This window comes from Desulfoluna sp. CYM3A (assembly GCF_056829965.1).
In genome coordinates, this window is record NZ_CP186556.1 from 4,545,193 (window position 1) to 4,565,827 (window position 20,635).

The following is a 20,635-nucleotide window of genomic DNA, read 5'->3' on the forward strand; positions in this document are numbered from 1 at the left end:
GAAGGAAAGACCATGGCCGACGTACTGAGCAACAACCTGTTTTTTGTCAAAGAGCATGTAGGCATGTTCAAGGCCGCAAGCAACTTTGATATCTTCGACCCCGAAAACGGCGACACCTGGATGGAGTGCAGGGAAGAGGGACTGGGCTTTTTCACCAAAATGTTCCGATTCACCAAATACAAGACCATGACCCCCTTTAACATCATCATCCGGGACACCGAAGGAAACCAGCTCATCCGAGTCTCCCGGGGGGTCTCCTTCTTTTTGTCCAAGGTAACGGTCTTTGATGAAAACGATGAGATGATTGGCGGGTTCAAGCAGAAGTTCCTCTCCATCGGCGGGGCCTTCAACGTGCTGGATGCCAAGGATGAAACCGTCTGTACCCTCAAGGGGAAATGGACCGGCTGGGATTTCCGTTTTCTCATGGAAGACAGGCAGCTGGCCCATGTCAGCAAAAAATGGGCGGGCATCGGCAAAGAGCTCTTCACCAGCGCCGATAACTACATGCTTGAGATCTCGGACTCGGTTCCCCAAGGCCACATCTCCCGCAAGCTGATCCTGGCAGCGGTCATGTGCATCGACCTGGTCCTCAAAGAGTAAGGGGCATCACAAAAAACGCCGCCCCCGGGAGGACTCTCCCCGGGGCGGCGTCTTGATCTCTTTTCTGCAACATAACCTCAGGCACGGTGCGGTCAGTCCATGCCCATCTCCTTTTCCAGCCGTGCGATCTCCTCTTCCAGCTCCTTCTTTTCATCCGGGGCAAGCCCGCCTTGAGCCAGACGTTTTTTCAGCCCCAGGAGTACCATCTCCTGGCGATAGTCGCCGCAGGTATACGGCGTTCCGGGTTTGCGAAGCGCCATATCACCTACCTTGAAAATTCGTTGTAAATCCGATAAAAAAGGGTGTTTTCCCTCACCCCTTTCTGCAGAATCATGTCGATTTTATCGATGTCCCGGTTGTTCACCACCATGTTCACGCTCTTATGGAACCCCACCATCTCATCGCGGGTGCGGTGGGTGTCGGACATCAGGAACACCGTCATGTGACGCCGTGTCACCATGGGCTGGCGATTCAGGTAGATCATCACGCCGTTTACGTCCGGGTTCCGGGTGTCGAACATGGCATCCAGCACCACCACGTCGTAGCTGTGGTACCGCATGTTCTTGAGGGCATCCCGGGTGTCCGAGGCCTGGGTCACGCTGTACTCCAGAAGGTCCAGGGCAATGCGCACCTTCTCACGCCTCTCCTCATCCTTGATGCAGACAATGGCCGTGAGCCCGTCCTCTTCCATGAAGTCAAATGGCCTCTCATCGTCATCGTAGCTGTCTGCCTCTTTTTCGTCGAACCGGATGGCCGGCTTTCGCTCGTCATCCTCTTCAAACCCCATGGCGGTACCCACGGGCGTCCCTCCACGGGGCCCCACAGACAACTTGTTTCCACACCTGGGGCAACTCAGGGTCAGGGTCCGGTCTTCCGGGACCTTGTCATCGGGGAAATTGAATTTGCCGCCGCACTTTTCACACGTAATGTTCATCTTTCCGTTCTCCGGAACGCCTCACTTCATTTTCTCTTTGTACCCGTGATCGATCTCAAGGGAGTCGATGTCGGTGGTTTTTTCACCCCGGGCGCTCTTGACGGAATCGATGCCGCGCCCCACCACCGCCTTGTGGCTGGCGTAGACCATGGCGGTCTCCTGGGTGATCAGGCCCTGCTCATACAGCTGGACAATGTAATTGTCGAAGGTGGACATCCCGAAGTGCTTGCCCTGCTCCATGACGTCGTCGTAGGTTTTGCCGTCGGACTCGCCGTTTAGGATCAGGTCCTTGACCCTCAGGCTTGTGCCCAGGATCTCGAAGGCCGCCACCCGGCCGCCGCCCACCTTGGGCAAAAGGCGCTGGCAGATGATCCAGCGCACCGAATCGGCAAGCCTCAAACGAAGCTGCTTCTCCTCCTCGGATTCGAACATCCCCAGGATACGGTTGATGGTGGCACCGGCGTTGTTGGTGTGCAGGGTGGTGAGGACGAGATGCCCGGTCTCGGCCGCCCGCAACCCGATCTCCACGGTCTCCTTGTCCCGCATCTCCCCCACAAGGACCACCTTGGGGGCCTGGCGAAGCGCCGCCCTCAGGCCGCTTGCAAAGTTTTCAAAATCGCTGCCCAGCTCCCGCTGGTTGAAGGTGGCCATCTTGTGGGCGTGCTGGTATTCGATGGGGTCTTCAAGGGTGATGACGTGCACAGGCCGCGTGGCGTTGATCTCGGAAAGCACGGCGGCAAGGGAGGTGGTCTTGCCCGTGCCCGTGGCCCCGGTCACAAAGACGATGCCGTTTAAAAGCTTGGGGACCTCGTAAAACGCCTTGGGCAGGTTCAGCTCCTTCACCGAAGGGACCGTGGTCTCCAGGCGACGCAGCACAATGGAGTAGTTGCCCGACTGGGAAAAAATATTGACCCTGAAGCGGGCCTTGCCTGGGAGGCTGTACGAAAGGTCGCATGAGCCTGTTCGAATGAGGACCTCGGTCAAGCGTCTGTCCTGCCCGATGAGGTTCATGGCGATCTGCTCGGTCTGAAACGGGGTGAGCTCCTTGATGTCCGGCTCCAGGTCCACCTTGAGCAGCTTGCCCGAACTCTCCACCTGCAGGGGACGCCCCACGGTCAGGTTGAGGTCCGAGACGTTGTTGTGAGAATCGAGCATCCGCGAAAGGATGTAGTCCATCTCCTGTTTTCTCATATCCTACCCTTTTGTAGATGATGGCCTTGGATAACGGCGCCCCGGTTCCCACCGCCCACTCGGAAAAAAACGAGGGCCGCGGAAGGAACCGGGAAGCATCTAAAGCGACGGCATGGCTCGCAGCCTGTCTCAACCGTCGGTGAAATCATCCGGTGCCCCTGCAAGAAGCGGCCTGAACCGCTGCTTGTCGTAGGACTTGCTGTAGGCCTCTTCGGAGCTGATCATGCCCTTGTTGTAGAGTTCCATGATGGAATCGTCCAGGAGCTGCATCCCGAACTTCTGTCCCACCTGGATGGCCGAGGGGATCTGATGGGTCTTGCCCTCCCGGATGAGGTTCCGCACCGCCGGGGTGGCGATCATGATCTCAAGGGCCACGCAGCGGCCCTTGCGGTCGGTGCGCCGGAACAGGGTCTGGGCCACCACCGCGCGGATGCTGTCGGACAGGGTGGAACGCACCTGGGCCTGCTGGTTGGCAGGAAAGACCTCCACCAAGCGATCCACGGTCTTGGGGGCGCTGGAAGTGTGCAGGGTGGCCAGGACCAGGTGACCCGTGGAGGCCGCCTCAATGGCCAGGCTGATGGTCTCCAGGTCCCGCAATTCGCCCACGAGGATGATGTCCGGGTCCTCCCTCAGGGCCCCCCTGAGCGCGGCGCTGAAGCTCTGGGTGTGGTTGCCCACCTCGCGATGGTTGATGAGGCAGCCTTTGCTCTGGTGGACAAATTCAATGGGGTCTTCGATGGTGATGATGTGGTCCTGGCGCATGCGGTTGGCCACATCCAGGATGGCGGCCAGGGTGGTGGACTTGCCGCTGCCCGTGGGCCCGGTGACGAGAACCAGCCCCCTGGGCAGGGTGGCCAGGCGGGAGATCACCGGGGGAAGCCCCAGCTGCTCGGCGGTCATGATCTGGCTGGGAATTTCCCGGAACACGGCCCCGACCCCGTTTCGCTGCATGAAAAAGTTGGCCCTGTAGCGGGCAAGGCCCGGGATTTCATAGCCGAAATCCACGTCGCCCGTCTCTTCAAACACCTTGATCTTGCTCTCCGGGGCGATCTCATAGATCATCCCCTTCAGGGTGTTGTTGTCCAGCACCTTGTACTTGACCCGCTCGATTTCGCCATTGATTCGCAGGGCCGGAGGCTGGCCCGCCGCAAGGTGCAGGTCGGACGCACCCTGATCGTGCATCAGCTTAAAGAACGCATCGATTTTTGCCATGGATAATCACTCCTGATTGTGTCAAATCCACGTCATACCGCCGGGGCCCCTTTGATACCCACCGCCCGTTGAGAGACGCTAAAATAAAAATGCGGCTACTAGCCAGGGGGGTCCTACATCATGCCTCGTGCCAGATGATACAGGGAATCCACCAGAAAAATTCTCAAGAAATAAATCGCGGCGATCACCACCAGGGGGGAAAGATCGATCCCGCCCAGATACGGAATCTTTGAACGAACGCGGTAGAGGACCGGCTCGGTGGCGTTGTGGATAAACCGAACGATGGCGTTGTATGGATCCGGGTTGACCCAGGACAGGACAGCGCGGGCGATCACGACAAACAGGTAAAGGGTCAGGGCCATGTCAAGAACCACGGCCGTGGCTTTGATAAAATTGGCTAAAATAAACATAGATTATTGACATCACCTTTCGAAAAAGCCTCAAACAGGGAAGACCCCGCTGGCGGGGTCGGAGTGAATAGATATCTTGATAAAAATATGTTATATATCGGCGATAAGTCAAGGTATTTTGTCCGAAAACGCCAGGCTCCACCGCCACCTTCCACGCCGTGAAGCATCGGTTTTTTCCCGGAATTTTATTCCCTTTCCACCTTCAGCAACCCCTTCTCAAGGAGCAGTTCCATGAGCACATCTGACAGTCGCATCGGTTTCATCGGTGCAGGAAACATGGCCGAAGCCATGGCGGGCGCCCTGATCTCATCCGGAAACGTGCAGAGCCGGCAGCTCACCCTCAACCTCGGCGGCGACTTTCGCTCTCTGGAAACCCAGTACAACGTCCACGCCTCCACCTCGGCCGCAGATACCTTTGCCCAGGCCACCACCGTGGTCCTGGCCGTCAAGCCCCAGGGCATGGCGCCTCTCCTCAAGGAACTGCAGGACAAAGGGCTCACCCGGGTCAGCGAGCGAAAACAGATCATCACCATCGCCGCAGGCCTGCCCCTCTCCTTTTATGAAGAAACCCTCTATGACAGCCTCCCCGATGCCTTCGCCGCTCTCCTGCCCATCATGCGCGTCATGCCCAACACCCCGTCCCTGGTTCTGGCCGGCATGTCCGGGCTCTGCGGCAATCGCCACGCCACCGCCGAAGACATGGACCTGGCAGAGGAAGTCCTTTCGGCCATGGGCGACGTGCTGCGCGTCTCCGAAGACCAGATGGACGGGGTCACCGCCGTCTCCGGCTCCGGGCCCGCCTACTTCTTCTACGTGGTGGAGGCCATGATCAACACCGCCAGGGAGATGGGCTTTGACGGCGAAGCCGCCAAGCGACTGGCCTTAGGAACCATCAACGGCGCCGCAAAGCTGCTTCTGGCAAGTGACGACGAACCCGAAGACCTCCGCCGGAAGGTCACATCCCCCGGGGGCACCACCGAGGCAGCCATCAACGAGATGAAAGCCCGGGGCGTGGCAGAGGGCATTCGGGAAGGGATGCTCGCCGCGGCACGAAGGTCCCGAGAATTAAAAGAAGAGATAGGATAGGGGCTAAAGGGCTAAGGGCTAAGGGCTAAGGGCTAAGGGCTAAGGGCTAAGGGCTAAGGGCTAAGGGCTAAGGGCGTAAATCTCATCTGCCGCGGCCTGTCAATGGTGTGTGCCTGGTTTTTCCTGCGGTTTCCGCCAAGAACCGAATGCAGACAAGGCCACGGGATGTGAGGGTTGGCACAGGCACGGCCCTTTTATCCTCCGGCCCTGTTGCCAAAAAGTGCGGCCTTCTATATGATCCCCGGACCGAATTGAGCGTGTTCGCACACCGTTATTAGTGTTTCATCAGGGACTCCGGGAGATCGACCATGGGATTCAAAGTGGCAGTCATCGCCGTGTACGCGGCCGTCATCGCCTTTGTGGGCATCATCAACCTCAAGAAAAACAGCTCCTTCGGGGATTTCTTCCTCGGCGGGCGGGCCATCGGCCCGTGGATGAGCGCCTTCACCTATGCCACCGCCTACTTCTCTGCAGTGCTCTTCATCGGCTTTGCCGGAAAAATCGGATGGGGCTTCGGCTACTCCGGCCTCTGGATCGCCCTGGGCAACGCCTTTGTGGGGGTCTTCGGGGTCTGGTACTTCATGGGCAGCCGCATCCGCCGCATGACCGAAGAGCTCTGCGTTCACACCATGCCCGAATTCTTCGAGGCCCGTTACAAAAGCCCGACCTTCAAGCTCCTGGCCTCCTGCGCCGTCTTTGTCTTTTTCATCCCCTACACCTCGGCGGTGTTCATGGGGCTGAGCTACCTCTTTCAGTCCAACTTCCAGCTGCCCTACACCCTGGCCCTGGTTCTCATGGGCGGGTTCACCGCCCTTTACATGAGCATGGGCGGGTATCGTGCCATGGCCTCCCTGGACGTGCTCTTCGGCATGATCATGCTGGCCGGGGTCCTCACCCTCCTGGGCTTTACCGTCAAGGCAGGGGGCGGCCTTGAAAGCCTCACCGCCTCCCTTGCCGCCGTCGACCCCAGGCTCACGGCCCCTGTGGGCCCTCCGGGTGCCTGGCCCCTCTTCTGCCTGGTCTTTCTCACCAGTGCGGCCCCCTTCTGCATGCCCCAGCTGGTCCAGAAGTTCTACGCCATCCGGGATGACCGAGCCATCAAGGTGGGGATGGTGGCCTCCACCTTCTTTGCCCTGCTCATCGGCGGTATCGCCTACTTCACCGGGGCCACGGCCCGGGTCTTCCTGACCCCTGCCAACACCCCCGGGGCCTTCAAAGGCGGAAAACCCCTTTTCGATGCCCTGATGCCCGAGCTCCTGGCCAACGTCATTCCCGACTCCCTGTCGGTCCTCATGCTCCTTCTGGTCCTCTCCGCCTCCATGAGCACCCTGGCCGCCCTGGTGCTGATCTCCAGCTCCTCTTTGGTCAAGGACATCTACCAGGGGTTTCTCAACAACGACGCAACCGAGAAAGGACTGACCCTCTTCATGCGCGGGGCCAGCATCTTTTTTGTGGTGGTCTCCGTGGCCCTGGCCTGGATACGCCCGGCCACCATCGTGGCCATCCTCGGCATCTCCTGGGGCGCCATCGGCTCCCTCTTCCTCGGCCTTCTGTGCAAAGGATCCCCGGTCCACGGCAGGGGTGCCATGGCCGCGGCCCTGCTCTCCCTTGCCTTGTGTATCGGCCTCTACGCCACCGGGACCAGCTCCCCGGAAGCCGGCACCCTGGGCATGCTCTGCTCCCTGGCTGCAACGCCCCTTTTGGGACTGCTGCTGCCGGAAAAGTAACCATTACGGACACGATTCTGCTATTCCTGGCCTCCGGCGGACCGGCCGGGGGCCTTATAACAAACAGGTTCTCACAGGCAAAAACCCCTTACCGCACCACGGAGCCCCCATGATGTCGTCACGTCTCAACGGGTTTGGTTTCCTTGCCGGACAACCCCACCCCGACCCCCAGCGCAAAACCCTTCTCTTCATTCACGGTGCCGCACAGAACAGCCGATTCTGGGAGGCACAGGTCAGCGGGCTGGCCCCGGGCTTCAACACCGTGGCCCTGGACCTTCCCGGCCACTGCCGCAGCCAGGGTCCCCTGTACACCTCCGTTGAGGAGATGGCCTCAGCCGTCCTGGAGTTTATGGATGGGGCCGGGCTCCCCTCGGTGGTTCCCTGCGGCCTCAGCATGGGGGGCGGCATCGTCCTTCAGCTTCTCCTGGACCATCCGTCCCGATTTCCCGAAGCCATCCTGGCCAACACCGGGGCGCGCCTTCGGGTCCTGCCCGACATTCTCGAGGCGGCCCGGTCCAACTACGACGCCTACCAAAAGGCCCTGTTTCACTTTGTCGTGCCCGAACCCCGGCGCACACCGAAGCTCAAGGACGCCCTGGACGTGGCCACGGAGACAGGCAACGCCGCGGCCGTGGCCGACCTGTCGGCCTGCGACGCCTTTGACGTGATGGACCGTCTCCTGGAAATCCGAAGCCGTGTGCTTGTCCTTGCCGCAGAAAAAGATATCTCCACCCCCCTAAAGTACGGACGCCTTTTGAGCGATAAGATACCCGATGCATCCATGAAAGTGATTCAAGGGTGCGGCCATTTCTCCCCCATGGAATCCCCGGAGGAGTTCAATAATCACATTGCGACGTTTCTCGCTTGATGCGGCATAAGGTTCGCGGCACATTCAGCCCGGCCCCGGAACCGCCTCTTTTTCCGAGCGTTTCCATCCCCGGGCGACACCATGATGTCCCCCCCTTGCGGCGTCGTCCTCTTTTGATCACCCTGGAGTGTCGAGTCAATGAAAGTCACATGCAGCGGATGCGGCAAAAGCTATACTGTAAACGATGAAAAAATCCCGGAGGGACGACGGATCGACATTCCCTGCCCGGGATGCAGCACCCCCATCGTGGTGGAAAAACAGGAAACCGCTCACACACACCACGGCCTGCCCGACCACGGCGAAGCCCTGCTCAAAAAAATCGTCCGTGAATCAAGGGCCCTGCCCCCCATGCCCGAGGTCATGGGACGGGCCCTTCGCGTGCTGTCCGACGAAACCTGCGGATTCAACGAAATCGGTGCGGTCATCAACACCGACCAGGCCCTGGCCACCCGGGTCCTGAAAATCGCCAACTCCGCCTACTACAGCCTGAGCGTCCCGGTCTCCACGGTCAAACAGGCGGCCGCCATCATGGGCTGCCAGGCCATCTCAGACCTGATCACCGTGGTCAGCACCTCCAGGATGCTGGGAAAAAACCTGGCGGGTTACCGCCTCTCCTCCCGCCACCTCTGGGAACACAGCCTGGCCTGCGCTTACACCTCCCGGCTCATTGCCGAGGCAAAAAGCCCCTCCCTTGCCAACGACGCCTTCAACGCCGGGTTAATCCACGACTCCGGCCTGCTGATGCTTGATCCCTTCATCGGCATGCTCAAGCCCGCCTTCGACGAAGCCATGAAGCGGAACCACACCACCTTCTGCGACGCGGAAAACGAACTCTTCGGGTTCACCCACGCCGAAGTGGCCGGCCTCTTCTTCCAAAAATGGAACCTGCCCAGGGTGCAGACCGAAGCGATTCGCTTCCAGCACACCCCGGATGAGGGAAACAGCCCCCTGGCCCACATCATCCACGTTGCCGATGCCCTGGCCATGCGCACCATGGAGAGTCCCGACCCCACAGGGGCCCACAGCCGTATGAGCCCCGACTCGGTCAAAGAGCTCGGCCTCACCCCCGAAGAGCTGGAAGAGATCGCGGACAAGGCCAAAGAGGCGGTGGCCTCGGTCACCCAGTCCCTGGCGTGAGGTCCCGGGTCCCATTAAAGGGGCAAAACCGAAGGCGCGACAAAAAAAATCACGTGCCACGTCTTGCCGGGCAACCCGCTGTGGGAACGGGATTTTTGGCGTTTCCGCAGTGGCCACCACGGCATTTCAAGCTCTGGCTGCAAAAATTCCGATTGACAGACCCACCCCATTTTCCCTATGTAAAGAGCCACGCGTCACCGGAACATCATCATGGACGCCACCCGATTTCGGGGCTGTAGCTCAGCTGGGAGAGCGCATGACTGGCAGTCATGAGGTCAGGGGTTCGATCCCCCTCAGCTCCACCAAATACAAAAAGCCTGCTGATCAGACGATCAGCAGGCTTTTTTTGTTTGAAGCCACCCACAGCCCCGGGCCTCAGCCCCCGCTCTTTTTGAAAAACACCCACACCGCAGAGAAAAAGTAGACCACCGCCAGCCCCGCCAGGATGGCGACATCCTTTGCCACATCCCCAAGGCCCGCCCCCATGGTGGAGACCCTCAAAAACCCGTCGATGCCTGCCGTACTCGGGATTCCATAGGAAAGGATTCTCAGCCAGAGGGGAAAAACCTCCACCGGCCAGGAGATGCCGGAGAGAAAAATCGGCGGCATGGAGGTGCCGATGAGCACAAAGAGGCTGGTCTCCCGATGGGGAAAAAGCACCGAAAGGGTCAGGGCAAACAGAATGACGGATACGAGAAACAGGGCCATGACCACAGCCATCTCACACACCGCCCCGCGCGCAACAAACCGGTAGAACCGATGCAGCACCCCGAAATAGACCAGGGCGTGGATGCTGTAGAGGAGCAGGTAGGCTGCCAGTTTGGACGACACAGCCTGCACGGCCCCCAAAAGCCCTGGCCCTGCGGAAAACCAGGAGCTGTCCCCGGCCTCGGACCGGGCACCGGCCACCATCCCCACCCCCATGAGCAGGGTCTGCTGGAGAATCAGGGCAAAGACCAGGGGCACCACGTAGGTGCCGTACCCCCCTGCGGGGTTAAATAGCTGCACCGTCTGAAGCGGCAGGGGTTCCATGGCAGAAAAGGCCGCTTCTTCGCTAAGCCCTGCCGCCGTCAGGCGCTTCATCTCGATGCCCGCCGACAGGGTCTTGGAAGCGACCAGCAGCCCGGTGGCCACCTGGCGGTAGGTGAAAAAGCTCAAGGCCTCGCTCCAGACGGCCACCTCAGCCTTTGCCCCTTTGAGCACCTTGCCCTGGAACCCCTCGGGCACAAGGAAGATCCCCTGAACCTCCCCGGACCGGCACAGGGCCTTGGCACGGTCAAGGGTGGGGGCCCGGGCAGCCACCCGCACCCTGTCCCCGGCACCTGCCATGCGGATCAACTGGCGGGAGAGGCTGGTGTGATCCAGGTCCACCACGACCACCGGCACATGGTCCTGCACCTCCGGTGAATAGGGGTAAGGATAAAAAAACGCGTACAGCACCACCGAGCCCAGCAGCAACAGACGGGTGGCGGAATCCCCCAAGGCCAGGCTCAACTCGCCTGCAATCAATCGAAACCAGTTCATGACAACCCTCCCGGTGCCTGGCCCGCTGCCGACAGCCTCTGGCAAAGCCTGGCCCAGGCCGGGACACCGCACGCCAGCCCGATGGCCACAAGGGCCAAGAGGGTGCCTGCGGACCCGTCAAAGGCAAGGCCCTTCAAGGCCTGCTCGTTGATCAGCCGCACCATGTGCGTCAGCGGCAAGGTGGCGTGCCAGACCCGCGCAGGAAGGGGCATGGCCGCCGCCGGAAAGGTGACCCCGGCAAAGACAAAGGCCGAGCCCGCGTAAAGGCTCATCATGCTCACCGCCTTGGCAAGGCCTCCGGTAAAGGCCACCAGAAAAAGGGCGGCGGCCTGGCAGGCCGCAACAAAAAGAACGGTGCCCCCCATGAGGGTGGCCACCCGCTGGGGGCGAGGAAGCTCCATGGCCCCGAAAAAAAAGGCCAGCATGGCCCAGCACACCAGAGTGAACCAGAACGTCTGGGGCGCAAGCTTTCCAAAGAGGGCTGCATGAACCCGCCCTTCGGATGCCCGGAGCCAGGCCGGTACGGTCTCCGATTTCATCTCCCTGCCCACGCTCCACACCGTGGCGCTCATGATAAAAATCTTCATGAGAAAGGGGCAGATGGCTGCATACAGATACCATCGGTAATCAAGGTTGGGATTATAAAGGACTCGGGAGGCCACATGGATGCCGTCAAGGCGCTCCCTGGCCCGGGCCTCGGGCATCCCCTTTGCCAGGTTCACCCTCAGCTTCACCCCGGCCGAGGCCCCGGAGAAGACCTTCAGCATGGCCCGCTTGATAACCCCGGCCGGCAGCATGATCTGGTTGTTGATGTAAAACCGGGACACCGGCGCTCTTCCGGCCACCACCTCCCTCTCCATGCCCTCGGCAAGAACCAGAAGCCCATAGGCCCTGCCCGAGAGGATGGCACGGCGACCCGCCTCCGGGTCGGCCACCGGAACAACGGCCATGGAGGAGGTGGCCTCCACCATACGAACCATCGAACGGGAGAGGACGGTCCTGTCCTGATCGCATACGGCCACCGGCAGGTTTTCCGGGCTTCCCTGGCGGAACAGGGCGGTGAACAGAATCAGGGCGGCAAGGGGAAACCCGACGGTCAGCAGCCGAAAGAGCCGGTCGCTGAGAAGGGCGTCCCGCTCCCGGGCCACCACCTTTGCAACACGCGTCATGGCCTTCACCTCAGCTGCCCATGTCCCAGTCCACCACCGCGCTCATGCCGGGGCGCAGCCCCTCAACCCCGTCTTGGGGCACAGCCCGCACCTCAAAGGTCTTCATGTCGAAGTCCCCGGTGGCCTTGGTGGCGTGCCAGGTGGCAAAGGCCCCCAGGGCCGCAATGTGATTGACCGTCAGGGTGACCTCCCGGTTGCCCAGGGCGGGGATCTTCGCACGCAGGGTGCTGCCCATGCGGACCCCTGCCAGCAGGTCCTCCCGCAGGTTGAAGGTCACCCACACATCGGCCAGGTCCACCAGGGTCACCACAGGACAGCCTGTGGCGGCAAGTTCCCCGGGGTCCACCACGATATCCGACACCTCAGCGGCCCGCGGCGCCGCAAGGCGGGTCTCCTCCTCAAAGGCCTCGGCCTCGGCCAAAGCACCTGAGGCCCTGCTTACCATGGCCAGGGCCGCCTCCTTGTCCTCTTCCCGAGCGCCTTTCTCGGCCATCTCATAGGCTGCACGCGCCGCCTCTGCGCTGCGACGTGCCGCTTCGAGCTGCGCAAAGGCCTCGTCGAGCTTCTGGGCAGGCAGGACCCCGTCGGCGTGAAGCTTTGCCACACGGGCATGGGTCTTTTTGGCCAGGGTCAGCCCTGCCTCGGCTTTGCGCCACAGGTTACGTGCCGCCCGGACCTCCTCTTCCCTTGCCCCCCGGTTGGCCTTGGTGAGCTGGGCGTTGGCCCCTTCCACCGCGGCCCGGGCCTGGCGAACCCTGGCCCTTATCTCCGGGCTGTCGATGACAAACAGGGGCTGTCCCTTGACCACCCGCTCCCCGCGGGCAACAAAGACCTCGGAGACACGCCCCGGCACCTTGGAAGCCACATCAATCCGAGTGGCGTCCACTTCCCCCTGAACCACCAGGGGAGCGGGGTTCATGCCCAAAAGGCACACAGCCCCCACGGTGGCCGCCAGCCCCACCAGAACCATTGTCCATGCTGCGTAGGGTTTCTCCATCAAAAGGTCACCTCCAGTTCCTTGTCGTTGCGATAGGTATGAAACGCCTGGGTCAGCCCCGCCGTTTCCAGGAGCCGTGCCAGGGCCACGTCGTATTCGTAAACAGCCAGGAGCTGCGTGATCACTACCCCGGACAGGGTGAGCCGGGCATCCACCACATCCAGGGAGGTGGCATAGCCCTCCTCAAAGGCCCGTGTCTGGACTCGAACGGCCTCCCTGGCCAGAGCCCGTGAGGTTTTCAAAGCGTCGTACTGCTCCACCTGGGCCAGCACCTCGCAGTAGAGTTTCTCCGTCATGGTTGCGATGTCCCGTTTTGCCTGGGCGGATATGTGCGCCACCCGGGAGGTCTGGACACGGGCCGATCGAAGGCGATTCACCGAAGAGAACCCTTCAAAAAGAGACATCTCCATCCCCACACCCGCCGCCCACTCGGGCTCAAGCATGGTCAGGTCGTCCGTCACCAGCTCCTGCCTGGCAAAAAGATAAACCTTGGGGAGCAAGGCCCCTTTCTCCGCCTTGACCCCGGCCCTGGCCTGCACACCCTTTTCATCGATTTGCTGAAGCATCGGGTTCAAGCGAAGGGCCGCAGAGACAAAGTAATCCATGGGCTCAATGTCTCGGGTCAGAAACAGAGGGGAGACAGGATGAATCGCCCCGGGTCCTCCCTGCTCTTCGGCCAGGAGGTTCGCAAGGGCTGTTTCTGCGATGTCCCGGTCCCGCACAGACCGCTTCAACAGGCGATCGGCTTCGGCCCGGGCCACCTCCGCGTGAAGACGCTCCGAACGGGAAATCATCCCCTGGGCCTCCAGCTGCCTGGCCTCAGACACATGCTGCTCCATCCCCTTTAAATACGCGGCACGGGCATCCACCACCTTTTTTGCAAAACGAAGGCCGTAGTAACGCGTCACCATATCCCGCATCAACCGGCTGCCTGTCTCCCGAAGCCGGGCAGCCGACTCCTGGACCCGGGAGGAGGCCGCCTGGTTGGCCGCCGGACGCCTCCTGCGCAACAGGGGCAACGAAGCGGTGGTGATATGCCCTTCGACAAAGGTGTCGTCCTGGACCGGCATGGTAAACGCGGGCACATATGCCAATCGGGGGTCTCCGGGCTCCCTGTGGCAGGATTCGGCCCGTGGAGAAAGCTCATGGCGTCATGGATACCCGACAAATCAATCTCAATGGGCTCATCGATGCGCGTCCAGCGCATGGAGGCTTTCACCGAGGGCAGATGAAGGCCGAAAGCCGCCTCCTTTTCATAAGTTTTGGCCGCTTTCTCTTCTCGGGCCGCGGCCAGGGTGTCGTTGCCCGCTTCCATGCGCGAGAGGGCCTCATCCAGGGTCAAGTCACCGGCTGCGGCCACGGCAGCCCAGCACCACCCCACCGCCAGAAACCACGGGATCCATTTCAAACCTCGTCGCCACCGTCCCATCACACCAGCACTCCCCGCCGGATCATGGCCTTGATGTGGGTGCGCAGGGTAGCCCAGTCGTTCTCCCGGTCACTTGTGACCCGCTCGTACAGGATCTTTCGGATGCCCCCCAGAATAAAATCGCAGATCACCTCCCCGGGAAGGTGGGGATTCACCACCCCCTGGGCCTGCCCCTCCGTCAGTATGGAGAGAAAGGCCCCCTGGAACTCGGTGTAATGACGAGCAAAGCTCACCTCTTTGTTTTTCATGAAATTATTGAATTCGTTGGCAAACACGATGATCAGATTCCGATCTTCGGTAAGCACGTCAAAGATCAGGTCGATGGCTGCTTCCAGCTTCTCCAGCTGCACCTGGGTGGCCAGGGGCATGAGACCGGCCCAGTCCTTTTTCCAGAGCACCTCGAAAATCCGGTCGAGGATATGGTCCTTGTCGCTGTAGTACGTATAGAGGCTCCCCGCACTCACCCCGGCCACCTCGGCGATCTTTGCCATCTTGGCCTTGTGGAACCCGTACTCGCTGATCACCTCGATGGCCGCCTTGTGGATGGCCTGCTCTTTGTCGACACTGACTGCCACGTTTCTCTCCTCCCGACGGATGGGGCTGTGTGGCCCCAATTTTGAACCGTCGCTGTCCAGAGATCGCTGGCACCACGCCCCCATCGCCCCAATGGGCTCGGCTGTAAGGGCCCCATGAAGCCCTGTCAAGGGCGCACCATTTTATTACATAATTAAGGTTCTGTAGGTTCAAACGTGATCCATGGCCCCCATGGTCTTCACCATAACTGAGGCTGTGGAGGCGTCATTGAACTTTGAATCATGATTCAATCTAAGGTCATCCACTTCCCCTGTAAAGGGGCGAACGGCGTTTTTTTTCTGGATCTCGGCTCCCTGATCCGTGTCCCCCTCTCTCTCTCTTCACTCCCTACGGGGAACCATTTTGTAATCCATCGGCCTGTGGTATGATAAATCGTACCTTTACTGAAAGCGCCACGCCCCCTCTCCTTGGTTTCGGAAGGGACGAAACCCGACGGTTTCACCCAACAATGGTGCGCCTGATTCAGATGCGGTCTCCCCGACGCCGGTGCCCGAAATGCCTCAAGGGCACCTTGGTGGATTATTCGCCGTTCGTGACCGTACCCAGCGGAGAAGCGACAGACACCGCTTCAGGCTTCCCAAGGCCATCACCGCCATACGCCGCGCGACAATCCTGAGGCCTTTTGAAGGAACGCACCATGGAGATGCAACTCAAAACCACCCGAATCCTGGTCGTGGACGACGACCCGGCAACCCTCCTGCTTCTCAAAAAAACCATTGAAAAACAGGGCGCCCAGTGCCTCACGGCCACCTCCGGGGAGGAGGCCCTTACCGTCATGCGCACGACGCCCATGGACCTGGTGCTCACCTCATATTACATGCGGGCATGGGAGGGCTGAGCTTCCTGAAGCAGCTCAAGGAAGAGATTCCGGTGGACGTGGTGGTCATGACCGGAGACATCAAGGGGTTTCGATACGACACCATCATCCACATGGGCGCCGTGGACTTCCTGGTCAAACCCCTGGAACTCAACGAGGTGGTCTTGAGACTGCAACGGGTGATCCGGGAGCGGCGCCTCATGCGCGAGCTGGAGATGGCCCACGCCACCATCAAGCACTCCTACCTCGATACGGTACGACGCCTCGTGGTGGCAGCCGAGCACAAAGACGAGGGCACCGGGGACCACATCGTCCGCATGGGCGACTACTGCGTTCTCCTGGCCAGCCTGATGGACCTCTCCGATGACTTCATCGAGCGGTTGCGCTACGCGTCCCCCATGCATGACATCGGGAAAATCGGGATCCCCGACGCCATTTTGTCCAAGCCCGGTCGCCTCACAGACGACGAGTTCGATATTATAAAGACCCACACCACCATTGGCGCCAAGATCCTTGCCAACTCCAGTTCCGAGGTCATCCGCCTCGGCCGGGACATTGCCTTGTCCCACCACGAACGCTGGGACGGCACCGGCTACCCCAGAGGCATCAAAGGCGAGGCCATCCCCCTGGCCGGCCGCATCGTCTGCGCCGCCGACGTGTTCGACACCCTCACGTCGCGACGCCCCTACAAATCCATCTACCCGCCCCATGTGGTCTACGAATTCTTTGAAAAACAGCGCGAAGAACACTTCGACCCCGCCCTGGCCACCCTTATCCTGGACAACTTCGACCACTTCATCGCCCTGGCCAACCTGAACCAGACCGACCCCTACCCCGGAGACTCGGATCTCTTCCGCCTGAGCGAGCGGGATATAGCGGAGATGCGTTAGACCGGATTTTTCACGAGCCGAGTACACCCGTATTGAAGGCACCAGAGCGCAGAAGGCAGGGTGAATTCGGCTCTCCCCAAGGGCGGCAAAATCAATCAGGTAACTGTGAATGGCAGGCGGCAATGCATCATGTGGATCTCATCCCGGCTGTTTTCCCATGAACGATCCGGTCCCCCATGGGGGTGGTGAGCCGCGAGGAAGCCTTTGGGTGTATTCGCCGCCCCTTCCATCGATACGATCATCTCCTCTCCCCATGGTACGAACAACTGCTCTGCCCCCGTGCCGGCAGGCGGTTAACGCCGTTCGTATCAACGATCCCGGATCACACACTACCAACATAACCCCCTTGAAAAACAGCCACATACCAACTATTCATTTGCGTTCCCATATCCTCCGCTGTACTATATGGTTTACAAATCACAGCGCTTTTGATTGGTATATGAGCCATCCAATGCACCGCCGAAAAGAGGGTGCATTTATAAGTAACGAAATCAACGAATTGGTCCCCCCTGGATAAACGATCGACAGCAGAGACTCGAAAACAACTCAAACCCCGGCTACTGAAAACATGACTCCTAAACAACTCAACCCAATGGCAAGTGCTGCCCTTCGTTTTACGTTTTATATTCTTTTTCTTGGAACCATGGTCCTTCTGGTGACCAGGGAAGCCCAACAACACTCCGGATACTTTTTTCTCTGAAAATTCTCTCCTTGAAAGCCTTGAGGTGACTCTCCTGATGCTCATGGCGGTATCGGCTTACCTGGCAGGCCACATCAACAAACCCGACGCCCCCCTGACCTCGCTCCTGGTGGAGGTGCCTGCATTGCCATTATCCGCGAATTTGATTTTGCCCTGGACGAATATGTCTTCGACGGAGCCTGGCAGGCCCTGGCCCTGGTGTGGGCATCTTCACCATGGCCCTTGCCTGGGATACCCCGGCAAAACACTGGGCGCAGCGGTCCTCAGCTTTCTCAGCCGTCCCAGCTTCGGCGTCATGGCCTCAGGGGCCCTCACGGTCCTGGTATTCTCACGCCTCATGGGCCGCCAGGTACTCTGGAAGGCGGTGATGCACGAAGGCTACATGCGCTCGGTGAAAAATGCCGTGGAAGAGGGCTGTGAACTCCTGGGCTACTGCCTGATCCTCTTCGGGACCCTGGAATTTCTCCACGAGGCACTCCTGGCCCGGAAAAAGGCCCGCCACATTACGGCCGATGCAGTACCCCGGGCAACGACGCCCGACGCGGCCTCGCCGTACCTTCGAAAGAACTCCGAGCTTCACGTATAACGGTTCCACCGTCCGCGATACCTCTCCGTTTTTTGTAAGAACACCAACAAGGTGAAACGCACCCGTGCATGCCACGGGTGCAGACACCGCCCCTACCGGTGTCTCCAAGATTCCCCCATCCCTGCCACCGCCCCCATTCCCCCTTGATATTTCTATCTCCCAAAGATATGAGTTTATCGTTACACGCACCAATCGTCATATGTTCACCCCCCCATTCAAACGGAGACACCCACCCATGAACCGACTCTTTCGACCGATCCTTCTTGCGGCACTTATCTGTTTTCTACCGGCATCCCTTTGGGCCGCCCCCAAAGGCAAGGTGACCATCTTCCACGCAGGCAGCCTCACCGTCCCCTTTGCAAAAATCGAAAAGGACTTTGAAGCCCTCCACCCCGACATCGACATCCAGCGGGAAGCCGGGGGCAGCACCAAAATGGCCCGCATGATCTCGGAGCTGGGCAAGCCCGCCGACATCATGGCCTCCGCCGATTACGCCGTCATCGACAAGGGCCTTATCCCGGCCCATGCGGACTGGAACATCCGCTTTGCCACCAACCGCCTGGTCCTCTGCTACACGCCGCAGAGCCGCTACGCAGGCGAGATCAACGGAACCAACTGGCATGAGATCTTAAAACGCACCGACGTGGTGTGGGGCCACTCCGACCCCAACCTCGACCCCTGCGGCTACCGCAGCGTCATGGCCCTTAAGCTTGCGGAAACCCATTACGGCGAAAAAGGGCTCTTTGAGGCCCTCGTCGCCAATCGCCCCAAAAAGAACATCCGCCCCAAATCCGTGGAGCTCATCTCCCTGCTCAACACCGGCAACATGGACTACGCCTTTGAGTACCTCTCCGTGGCCGTTCAGCACGGCCTGAAATACGTGGAGCTCCCCAGCGCCGTCAACTTAGGGGACTACCGCTACGACGACACCTACAAAACCGCTGAGGTCAAGGTCTCCGGCAAAAAACCCGGCACCTTCATCACCCGAAGGGGAAAATCCTGCACCTACGGCATCACCCTGGTCAAAGACGCCCCCAACAAAGAGGCGGCCGTTCTCTTCCTCGACTACCTCCTGAACCCCGAAGAGGGCCTGAAAACCCTTAAAGAGATGGGCCAGCCTCCCTTTGTCCCCTGCCGGGTTGCCTCCGATGCCGCCTTGAGCAAGCTGCCCGCCGTCCTTCAGAAACGAGTTGAAGTCAGCATGTAAGGGGTGCTCGTGAAGCGATCTTTTTCCCGCGTTCATTCAGGGCCGGCACTCTGGCTTATGGTCTCTGCCAGCGTGCTGGTGGCCCTGATGATCCTGTTGCCCCTGGTCCAGATGATCACCGGGCCCACCCTTGCCAACCTGGCAGAGGCGTTGAAAGACCCCGACGTGCGAGGGGCCATCGGTCTGAGCCTGGCCACGTCCTTTGGGGCGGCCGCCATCTGCCTGGTCTTCGGCACCCCCTTTGCCTACCTGCTGGCCCGGAAACACTTCCCGGGAAAACACCTGGTGGAGAGCATCGTGGATCTTCCCATCATGATCCCCCATCCGGTCATCGGCATCGCCTTTCTGGGCATCGCCGGCAAAGGGCATGTCATCGGCGACCTGATGCACGGCCTTGGCATCCGCATTATGGGGACCACCACCGGTATTGTGGCGGTCCTCACCTTTGTGGGCCTGCCCTTTTTCATCGGCAGTGCGGTGAGCGGGTTCAAAAAGGTTCCCCAGCGCCTGGAAAACGTGGCCCGGAGTCTGGGCGCCTCCTTTCCCCAGACCTTCCTGCGGGTCACCCTGCCCTTGTGCTGGCGCTCCATCCTCGTGGGCTTTATCATGAGCGCGGCCCGCGCCTTGAGCGAGTTCGGCGCCGTCATCATCGTGGCCTACCACCCCATGACCGCCCCAGTCATGGTCTACGAGCGATTCACCGCCTACGGCCTCTCCTACTCCCAGCCCGTGGCCTTCTGGCTTATTGCGGCAAGCCTCCTTCTCTTTGTGGCCTTGAGGGTCCTTATCCAGCGCGGAGAAACACCGGAATGATAAAAATCGATAACCTTTCCATCCACCTGCCCGATTTTGCCGTCCGGGACGTCTCCCTGTCCGTCGCCCCCGGGGAGTTTTTCATTCTTTTAGGGCCCACCGGCGCCGGGAAGAGCCTGATCCTAGAGGCCCTGGCAGGGCTGGCGCCCATCACCCACGGGACCCTGCACTTAAACGGCACGGAGATCACCCACCTGCCCCCGGAAAAACGCCACCTCGCCATCGTCTACCAGGACGGCGCCCTGTTTCCCCACCTCACCGTGGAAGAGAACATCGCCTTTGGCCTGCGCTATCAAAACAAAAAGGCGGATAACGCCCGGCAGACGGTCCATGACCTCATGGACCGCCTGGGCATTACCCGCCTTAAGACTCGAAAACCCCCGACGTTAAGCGGGGGAGAAAAACAACGCACGGCCCTGGCCAGGGCTTTGGCCGTCAAACCCGACGTCCTGCTTCTGGACGAGCCCCTCTCCGCCCTGGACCCGGCCACGCGGAGCGAAATCTCAACCCTTCTTAAAACCCTTCACCGGGACGAGGCCATGACCTGCCTCATGGTCACCCACGACTTTGACGAGGCCCGCTACCTCGGCCAGTCCATGGCCGTGATCCGTGACGGCCGCATCGAACAGTCCGGCCCGATCCAGACCCTCTTCCACCACCCCGAAACACCCTTTGTGGCCCGATTCCTCAAAGCTACTCTGTGATGCCTCCTGCGAGCAGGGGATAAATCCCCTGCACCCCAGG

At 60.3% G+C, this 20,635-nt stretch carries 21 protein-coding genes and 1 tRNA gene; 12 read left to right on the forward strand and 10 right to left on the reverse strand.

Features of this window, described 5'->3' with window-relative positions:
- Positions 1-12 precede the first annotated feature (12 nt).
- Positions 13-600 (forward strand): LURP-one-related family protein, encoded by a 588-nt coding sequence (locus ACOYW1_RS23025; protein WP_180142933.1) that lies wholly within the window; start codon positions 13-15, stop codon positions 598-600.
- Between the two features lie 92 nt (positions 601-692).
- Here ACOYW1_RS23025 and ACOYW1_RS23030 read toward each other — a convergent pair whose 3' ends face one another.
- From ACOYW1_RS23030 to ACOYW1_RS23050, 5 genes are all read right to left on the reverse strand, one after another.
- Positions 693-860, reverse strand: a complete 168-nt coding sequence (locus tag ACOYW1_RS23030; protein ID WP_482419907.1) for a hypothetical protein — start codon at positions 858-860, stop codon at positions 693-695.
- A gap of 5 nt (positions 861-865) precedes the next feature.
- On the reverse strand, positions 866-1,534 hold the full coding sequence (locus ACOYW1_RS23035) for a zinc-ribbon domain-containing protein (RefSeq protein ID WP_482419908.1): 669 nt from the start codon (positions 1,532-1,534) through the stop codon (positions 866-868).
- Between the two features lie 21 nt (positions 1,535-1,555).
- Entirely contained in the window at positions 1,556-2,725 is a 1,170-nt protein-coding gene (locus ACOYW1_RS23040) for a type IV pilus twitching motility protein PilT (protein ID WP_482417966.1), read from the reverse strand.
- A gap of 129 nt (positions 2,726-2,854) precedes the next feature.
- Positions 2,855-3,937: a type IV pilus twitching motility protein PilT gene (locus ACOYW1_RS23045; RefSeq protein WP_482417967.1), complete on the reverse strand. Its 1,083-nt coding sequence runs from the start codon at positions 3,935-3,937 to the stop codon at positions 2,855-2,857.
- Positions 3,938-4,050: 113 nt separating this feature from the next.
- Positions 4,051-4,347, reverse strand: a complete 297-nt coding sequence (locus ACOYW1_RS23050; RefSeq protein WP_482417968.1) for a YggT family protein — start codon at positions 4,345-4,347, stop codon at positions 4,051-4,053.
- A 231-nt stretch (positions 4,348-4,578) separates the two neighbouring features.
- Here ACOYW1_RS23050 and proC point away from each other — a divergent pair, with 231 nt between their 5' ends.
- The 5 genes from proC to ACOYW1_RS23075 all read left to right on the forward strand — a co-directional run bounded on the left by proC (position 4,579) and on the right by ACOYW1_RS23075 (position 9,470).
- A complete protein-coding gene (gene proC / locus ACOYW1_RS23055) occupies positions 4,579-5,433 on the forward strand; it encodes a pyrroline-5-carboxylate reductase (RefSeq protein WP_482419909.1) in 855 nt (284 codons plus the stop codon).
- A 308-nt stretch (positions 5,434-5,741) separates the two neighbouring features.
- Positions 5,742-7,160 carry a sodium:solute symporter family protein gene (locus ACOYW1_RS23060; RefSeq protein ID WP_482419910.1) on the forward strand — a complete coding sequence of 473 codons (1,419 nt, stop codon included), beginning with the start codon at positions 5,742-5,744 and terminating at the stop codon, positions 7,158-7,160.
- Positions 7,161-7,269: 109 nt separating this feature from the next.
- A complete protein-coding gene (locus ACOYW1_RS23065; protein ID WP_482419911.1) occupies positions 7,270-8,028 on the forward strand; it encodes an alpha/beta fold hydrolase in 759 nt (252 codons plus the stop codon).
- 138 nt (positions 8,029-8,166) lie between these two features.
- The gene (locus ACOYW1_RS23070; protein WP_482419912.1) at positions 8,167-9,165 is read left to right on the forward strand and encodes an HDOD domain-containing protein; all 999 of its coding nucleotides are present in this window, start codon (positions 8,167-8,169) and stop codon (positions 9,163-9,165) included.
- 229 nt (positions 9,166-9,394) lie between these two features.
- Positions 9,395-9,470: transfer RNA gene (locus ACOYW1_RS23075), tRNA-Ala, on the forward strand.
- 70 nt (positions 9,471-9,540) lie between these two features.
- Here ACOYW1_RS23075 and ACOYW1_RS23080 read toward each other — a convergent pair.
- The 5 genes from ACOYW1_RS23080 to ACOYW1_RS23100 form a co-directional block, all read right to left on the reverse strand.
- Positions 9,541-10,689: an ABC transporter permease gene (locus tag ACOYW1_RS23080; RefSeq protein WP_482419913.1), complete on the reverse strand. Its 1,149-nt coding sequence runs from the start codon at positions 10,687-10,689 to the stop codon at positions 9,541-9,543.
- Entirely contained in the window at positions 10,686-11,858 is a 1,173-nt protein-coding gene (locus ACOYW1_RS23085; RefSeq protein ID WP_482419914.1) for an ABC transporter permease, read from the reverse strand. The genes ACOYW1_RS23080 and ACOYW1_RS23085 overlap by 4 nt, the downstream gene beginning before the upstream one ends.
- Before the next feature lie 10 nt (positions 11,859-11,868).
- Entirely contained in the window at positions 11,869-12,855 is a 987-nt protein-coding gene (locus ACOYW1_RS23090) for an HlyD family secretion protein (RefSeq protein ID WP_482419915.1), read from the reverse strand.
- Positions 12,855-13,940 (reverse strand): TolC family protein, encoded by a 1,086-nt coding sequence (locus ACOYW1_RS23095; protein ID WP_482423803.1) that lies wholly within the window; start codon positions 13,938-13,940, stop codon positions 12,855-12,857. The genes ACOYW1_RS23090 and ACOYW1_RS23095 overlap by 1 nt, the downstream gene beginning before the upstream one ends.
- A 343-nt stretch (positions 13,941-14,283) precedes the next feature.
- A complete protein-coding gene (locus ACOYW1_RS23100; protein ID WP_482419916.1) occupies positions 14,284-14,859 on the reverse strand; it encodes a TetR/AcrR family transcriptional regulator in 576 nt (191 codons plus the stop codon).
- 656 nt (positions 14,860-15,515) lie between these two features.
- On the opposite strand from ACOYW1_RS23100, the gene ACOYW1_RS23105 reads away from it, so the two are divergent.
- The 6 genes from ACOYW1_RS23105 to ACOYW1_RS23130 all read left to right on the forward strand — a co-directional run bounded on the left by ACOYW1_RS23105 (position 15,516) and on the right by ACOYW1_RS23130 (position 20,595).
- Positions 15,516-15,716 carry a response regulator gene (locus tag ACOYW1_RS23105; protein ID WP_482419917.1) on the forward strand — a complete coding sequence of 67 codons (201 nt, stop codon included), beginning with the start codon at positions 15,516-15,518 and terminating at the stop codon, positions 15,714-15,716.
- Positions 15,704-16,585: an HD-GYP domain-containing protein gene (locus tag ACOYW1_RS23110; protein ID WP_482419918.1), complete on the forward strand. Its 882-nt coding sequence runs from the start codon at positions 15,704-15,706 to the stop codon at positions 16,583-16,585. The genes ACOYW1_RS23105 and ACOYW1_RS23110 overlap by 13 nt, the downstream gene beginning before the upstream one ends.
- A 737-nt stretch (positions 16,586-17,322) precedes the next feature.
- On the forward strand, positions 17,323-17,871 hold the full coding sequence (locus ACOYW1_RS23115; RefSeq protein WP_482419919.1) for a hypothetical protein: 549 nt from the start codon (positions 17,323-17,325) through the stop codon (positions 17,869-17,871).
- A gap of 235 nt (positions 17,872-18,106) precedes the next feature.
- Positions 18,107-19,078 (forward strand): tungstate ABC transporter substrate-binding protein WtpA, encoded by a 972-nt coding sequence (gene wtpA / locus ACOYW1_RS23120; RefSeq protein WP_482419920.1) that lies wholly within the window; start codon positions 18,107-18,109, stop codon positions 19,076-19,078.
- Between the two features lie 9 nt (positions 19,079-19,087).
- Positions 19,088-19,891 (forward strand): ABC transporter permease, encoded by an 804-nt coding sequence (locus ACOYW1_RS23125; protein WP_482417982.1) that lies wholly within the window; start codon positions 19,088-19,090, stop codon positions 19,889-19,891.
- Entirely contained in the window at positions 19,888-20,595 is a 708-nt protein-coding gene (locus ACOYW1_RS23130; RefSeq protein ID WP_482419921.1) for an ABC transporter ATP-binding protein, read from the forward strand. The genes ACOYW1_RS23125 and ACOYW1_RS23130 overlap by 4 nt, the downstream gene beginning before the upstream one ends.
- The last annotated feature ends 40 nt before the right edge of the window (positions 20,596-20,635 follow it).

Coding starts and splice junctions, on each gene's coding strand:
- ACOYW1_RS23025 (WP_180142933.1), top strand. CDS start 13: ATGGCCGACGTACTGAGCAACAACCTGTTTTTTGTCAAAGAGCATGTA.
- ACOYW1_RS23030 (WP_482419907.1), bottom strand. CDS start 860: ATGGCGCTTCGCAAACCCGGAACGCCGTATACCTGCGGCGACTATCGC.
- ACOYW1_RS23035 (WP_482419908.1), bottom strand. CDS start 1,534: ATGAACATTACGTGTGAAAAGTGCGGCGGCAAATTCAATTTCCCCGAT.
- ACOYW1_RS23040 (WP_482417966.1), bottom strand. CDS start 2,725: ATGAGAAAACAGGAGATGGACTACATCCTTTCGCGGATGCTCGATTCT.
- ACOYW1_RS23045 (WP_482417967.1), bottom strand. CDS start 3,937: ATGGCAAAAATCGATGCGTTCTTTAAGCTGATGCACGATCAGGGTGCG.
- ACOYW1_RS23050 (WP_482417968.1), bottom strand. CDS start 4,347: ATGTTTATTTTAGCCAATTTTATCAAAGCCACGGCCGTGGTTCTTGAC.
- proC (WP_482419909.1), top strand. CDS start 4,579: ATGAGCACATCTGACAGTCGCATCGGTTTCATCGGTGCAGGAAACATG.
- ACOYW1_RS23060 (WP_482419910.1), top strand. CDS start 5,742: ATGGGATTCAAAGTGGCAGTCATCGCCGTGTACGCGGCCGTCATCGCC.
- ACOYW1_RS23065 (WP_482419911.1), top strand. CDS start 7,270: ATGATGTCGTCACGTCTCAACGGGTTTGGTTTCCTTGCCGGACAACCC.
- ACOYW1_RS23070 (WP_482419912.1), top strand. CDS start 8,167: ATGAAAGTCACATGCAGCGGATGCGGCAAAAGCTATACTGTAAACGAT.
- ACOYW1_RS23080 (WP_482419913.1), bottom strand. CDS start 10,689: ATGAACTGGTTTCGATTGATTGCAGGCGAGTTGAGCCTGGCCTTGGGG.
- ACOYW1_RS23085 (WP_482419914.1), bottom strand. CDS start 11,858: ATGACGCGTGTTGCAAAGGTGGTGGCCCGGGAGCGGGACGCCCTTCTC.
- ACOYW1_RS23090 (WP_482419915.1), bottom strand. CDS start 12,855: ATGGAGAAACCCTACGCAGCATGGACAATGGTTCTGGTGGGGCTGGCG.
- ACOYW1_RS23105 (WP_482419917.1), top strand. CDS start 15,516: ATGGAGATGCAACTCAAAACCACCCGAATCCTGGTCGTGGACGACGAC.
- ACOYW1_RS23110 (WP_482419918.1), top strand. CDS start 15,704: ATGGGAGGGCTGAGCTTCCTGAAGCAGCTCAAGGAAGAGATTCCGGTG.
- ACOYW1_RS23115 (WP_482419919.1), top strand. CDS start 17,323: ATGCTCATGGCGGTATCGGCTTACCTGGCAGGCCACATCAACAAACCC.
- wtpA (WP_482419920.1), top strand. CDS start 18,107: ATGAACCGACTCTTTCGACCGATCCTTCTTGCGGCACTTATCTGTTTT.
- ACOYW1_RS23130 (WP_482419921.1), top strand. CDS start 19,888: ATGATAAAAATCGATAACCTTTCCATCCACCTGCCCGATTTTGCCGTC.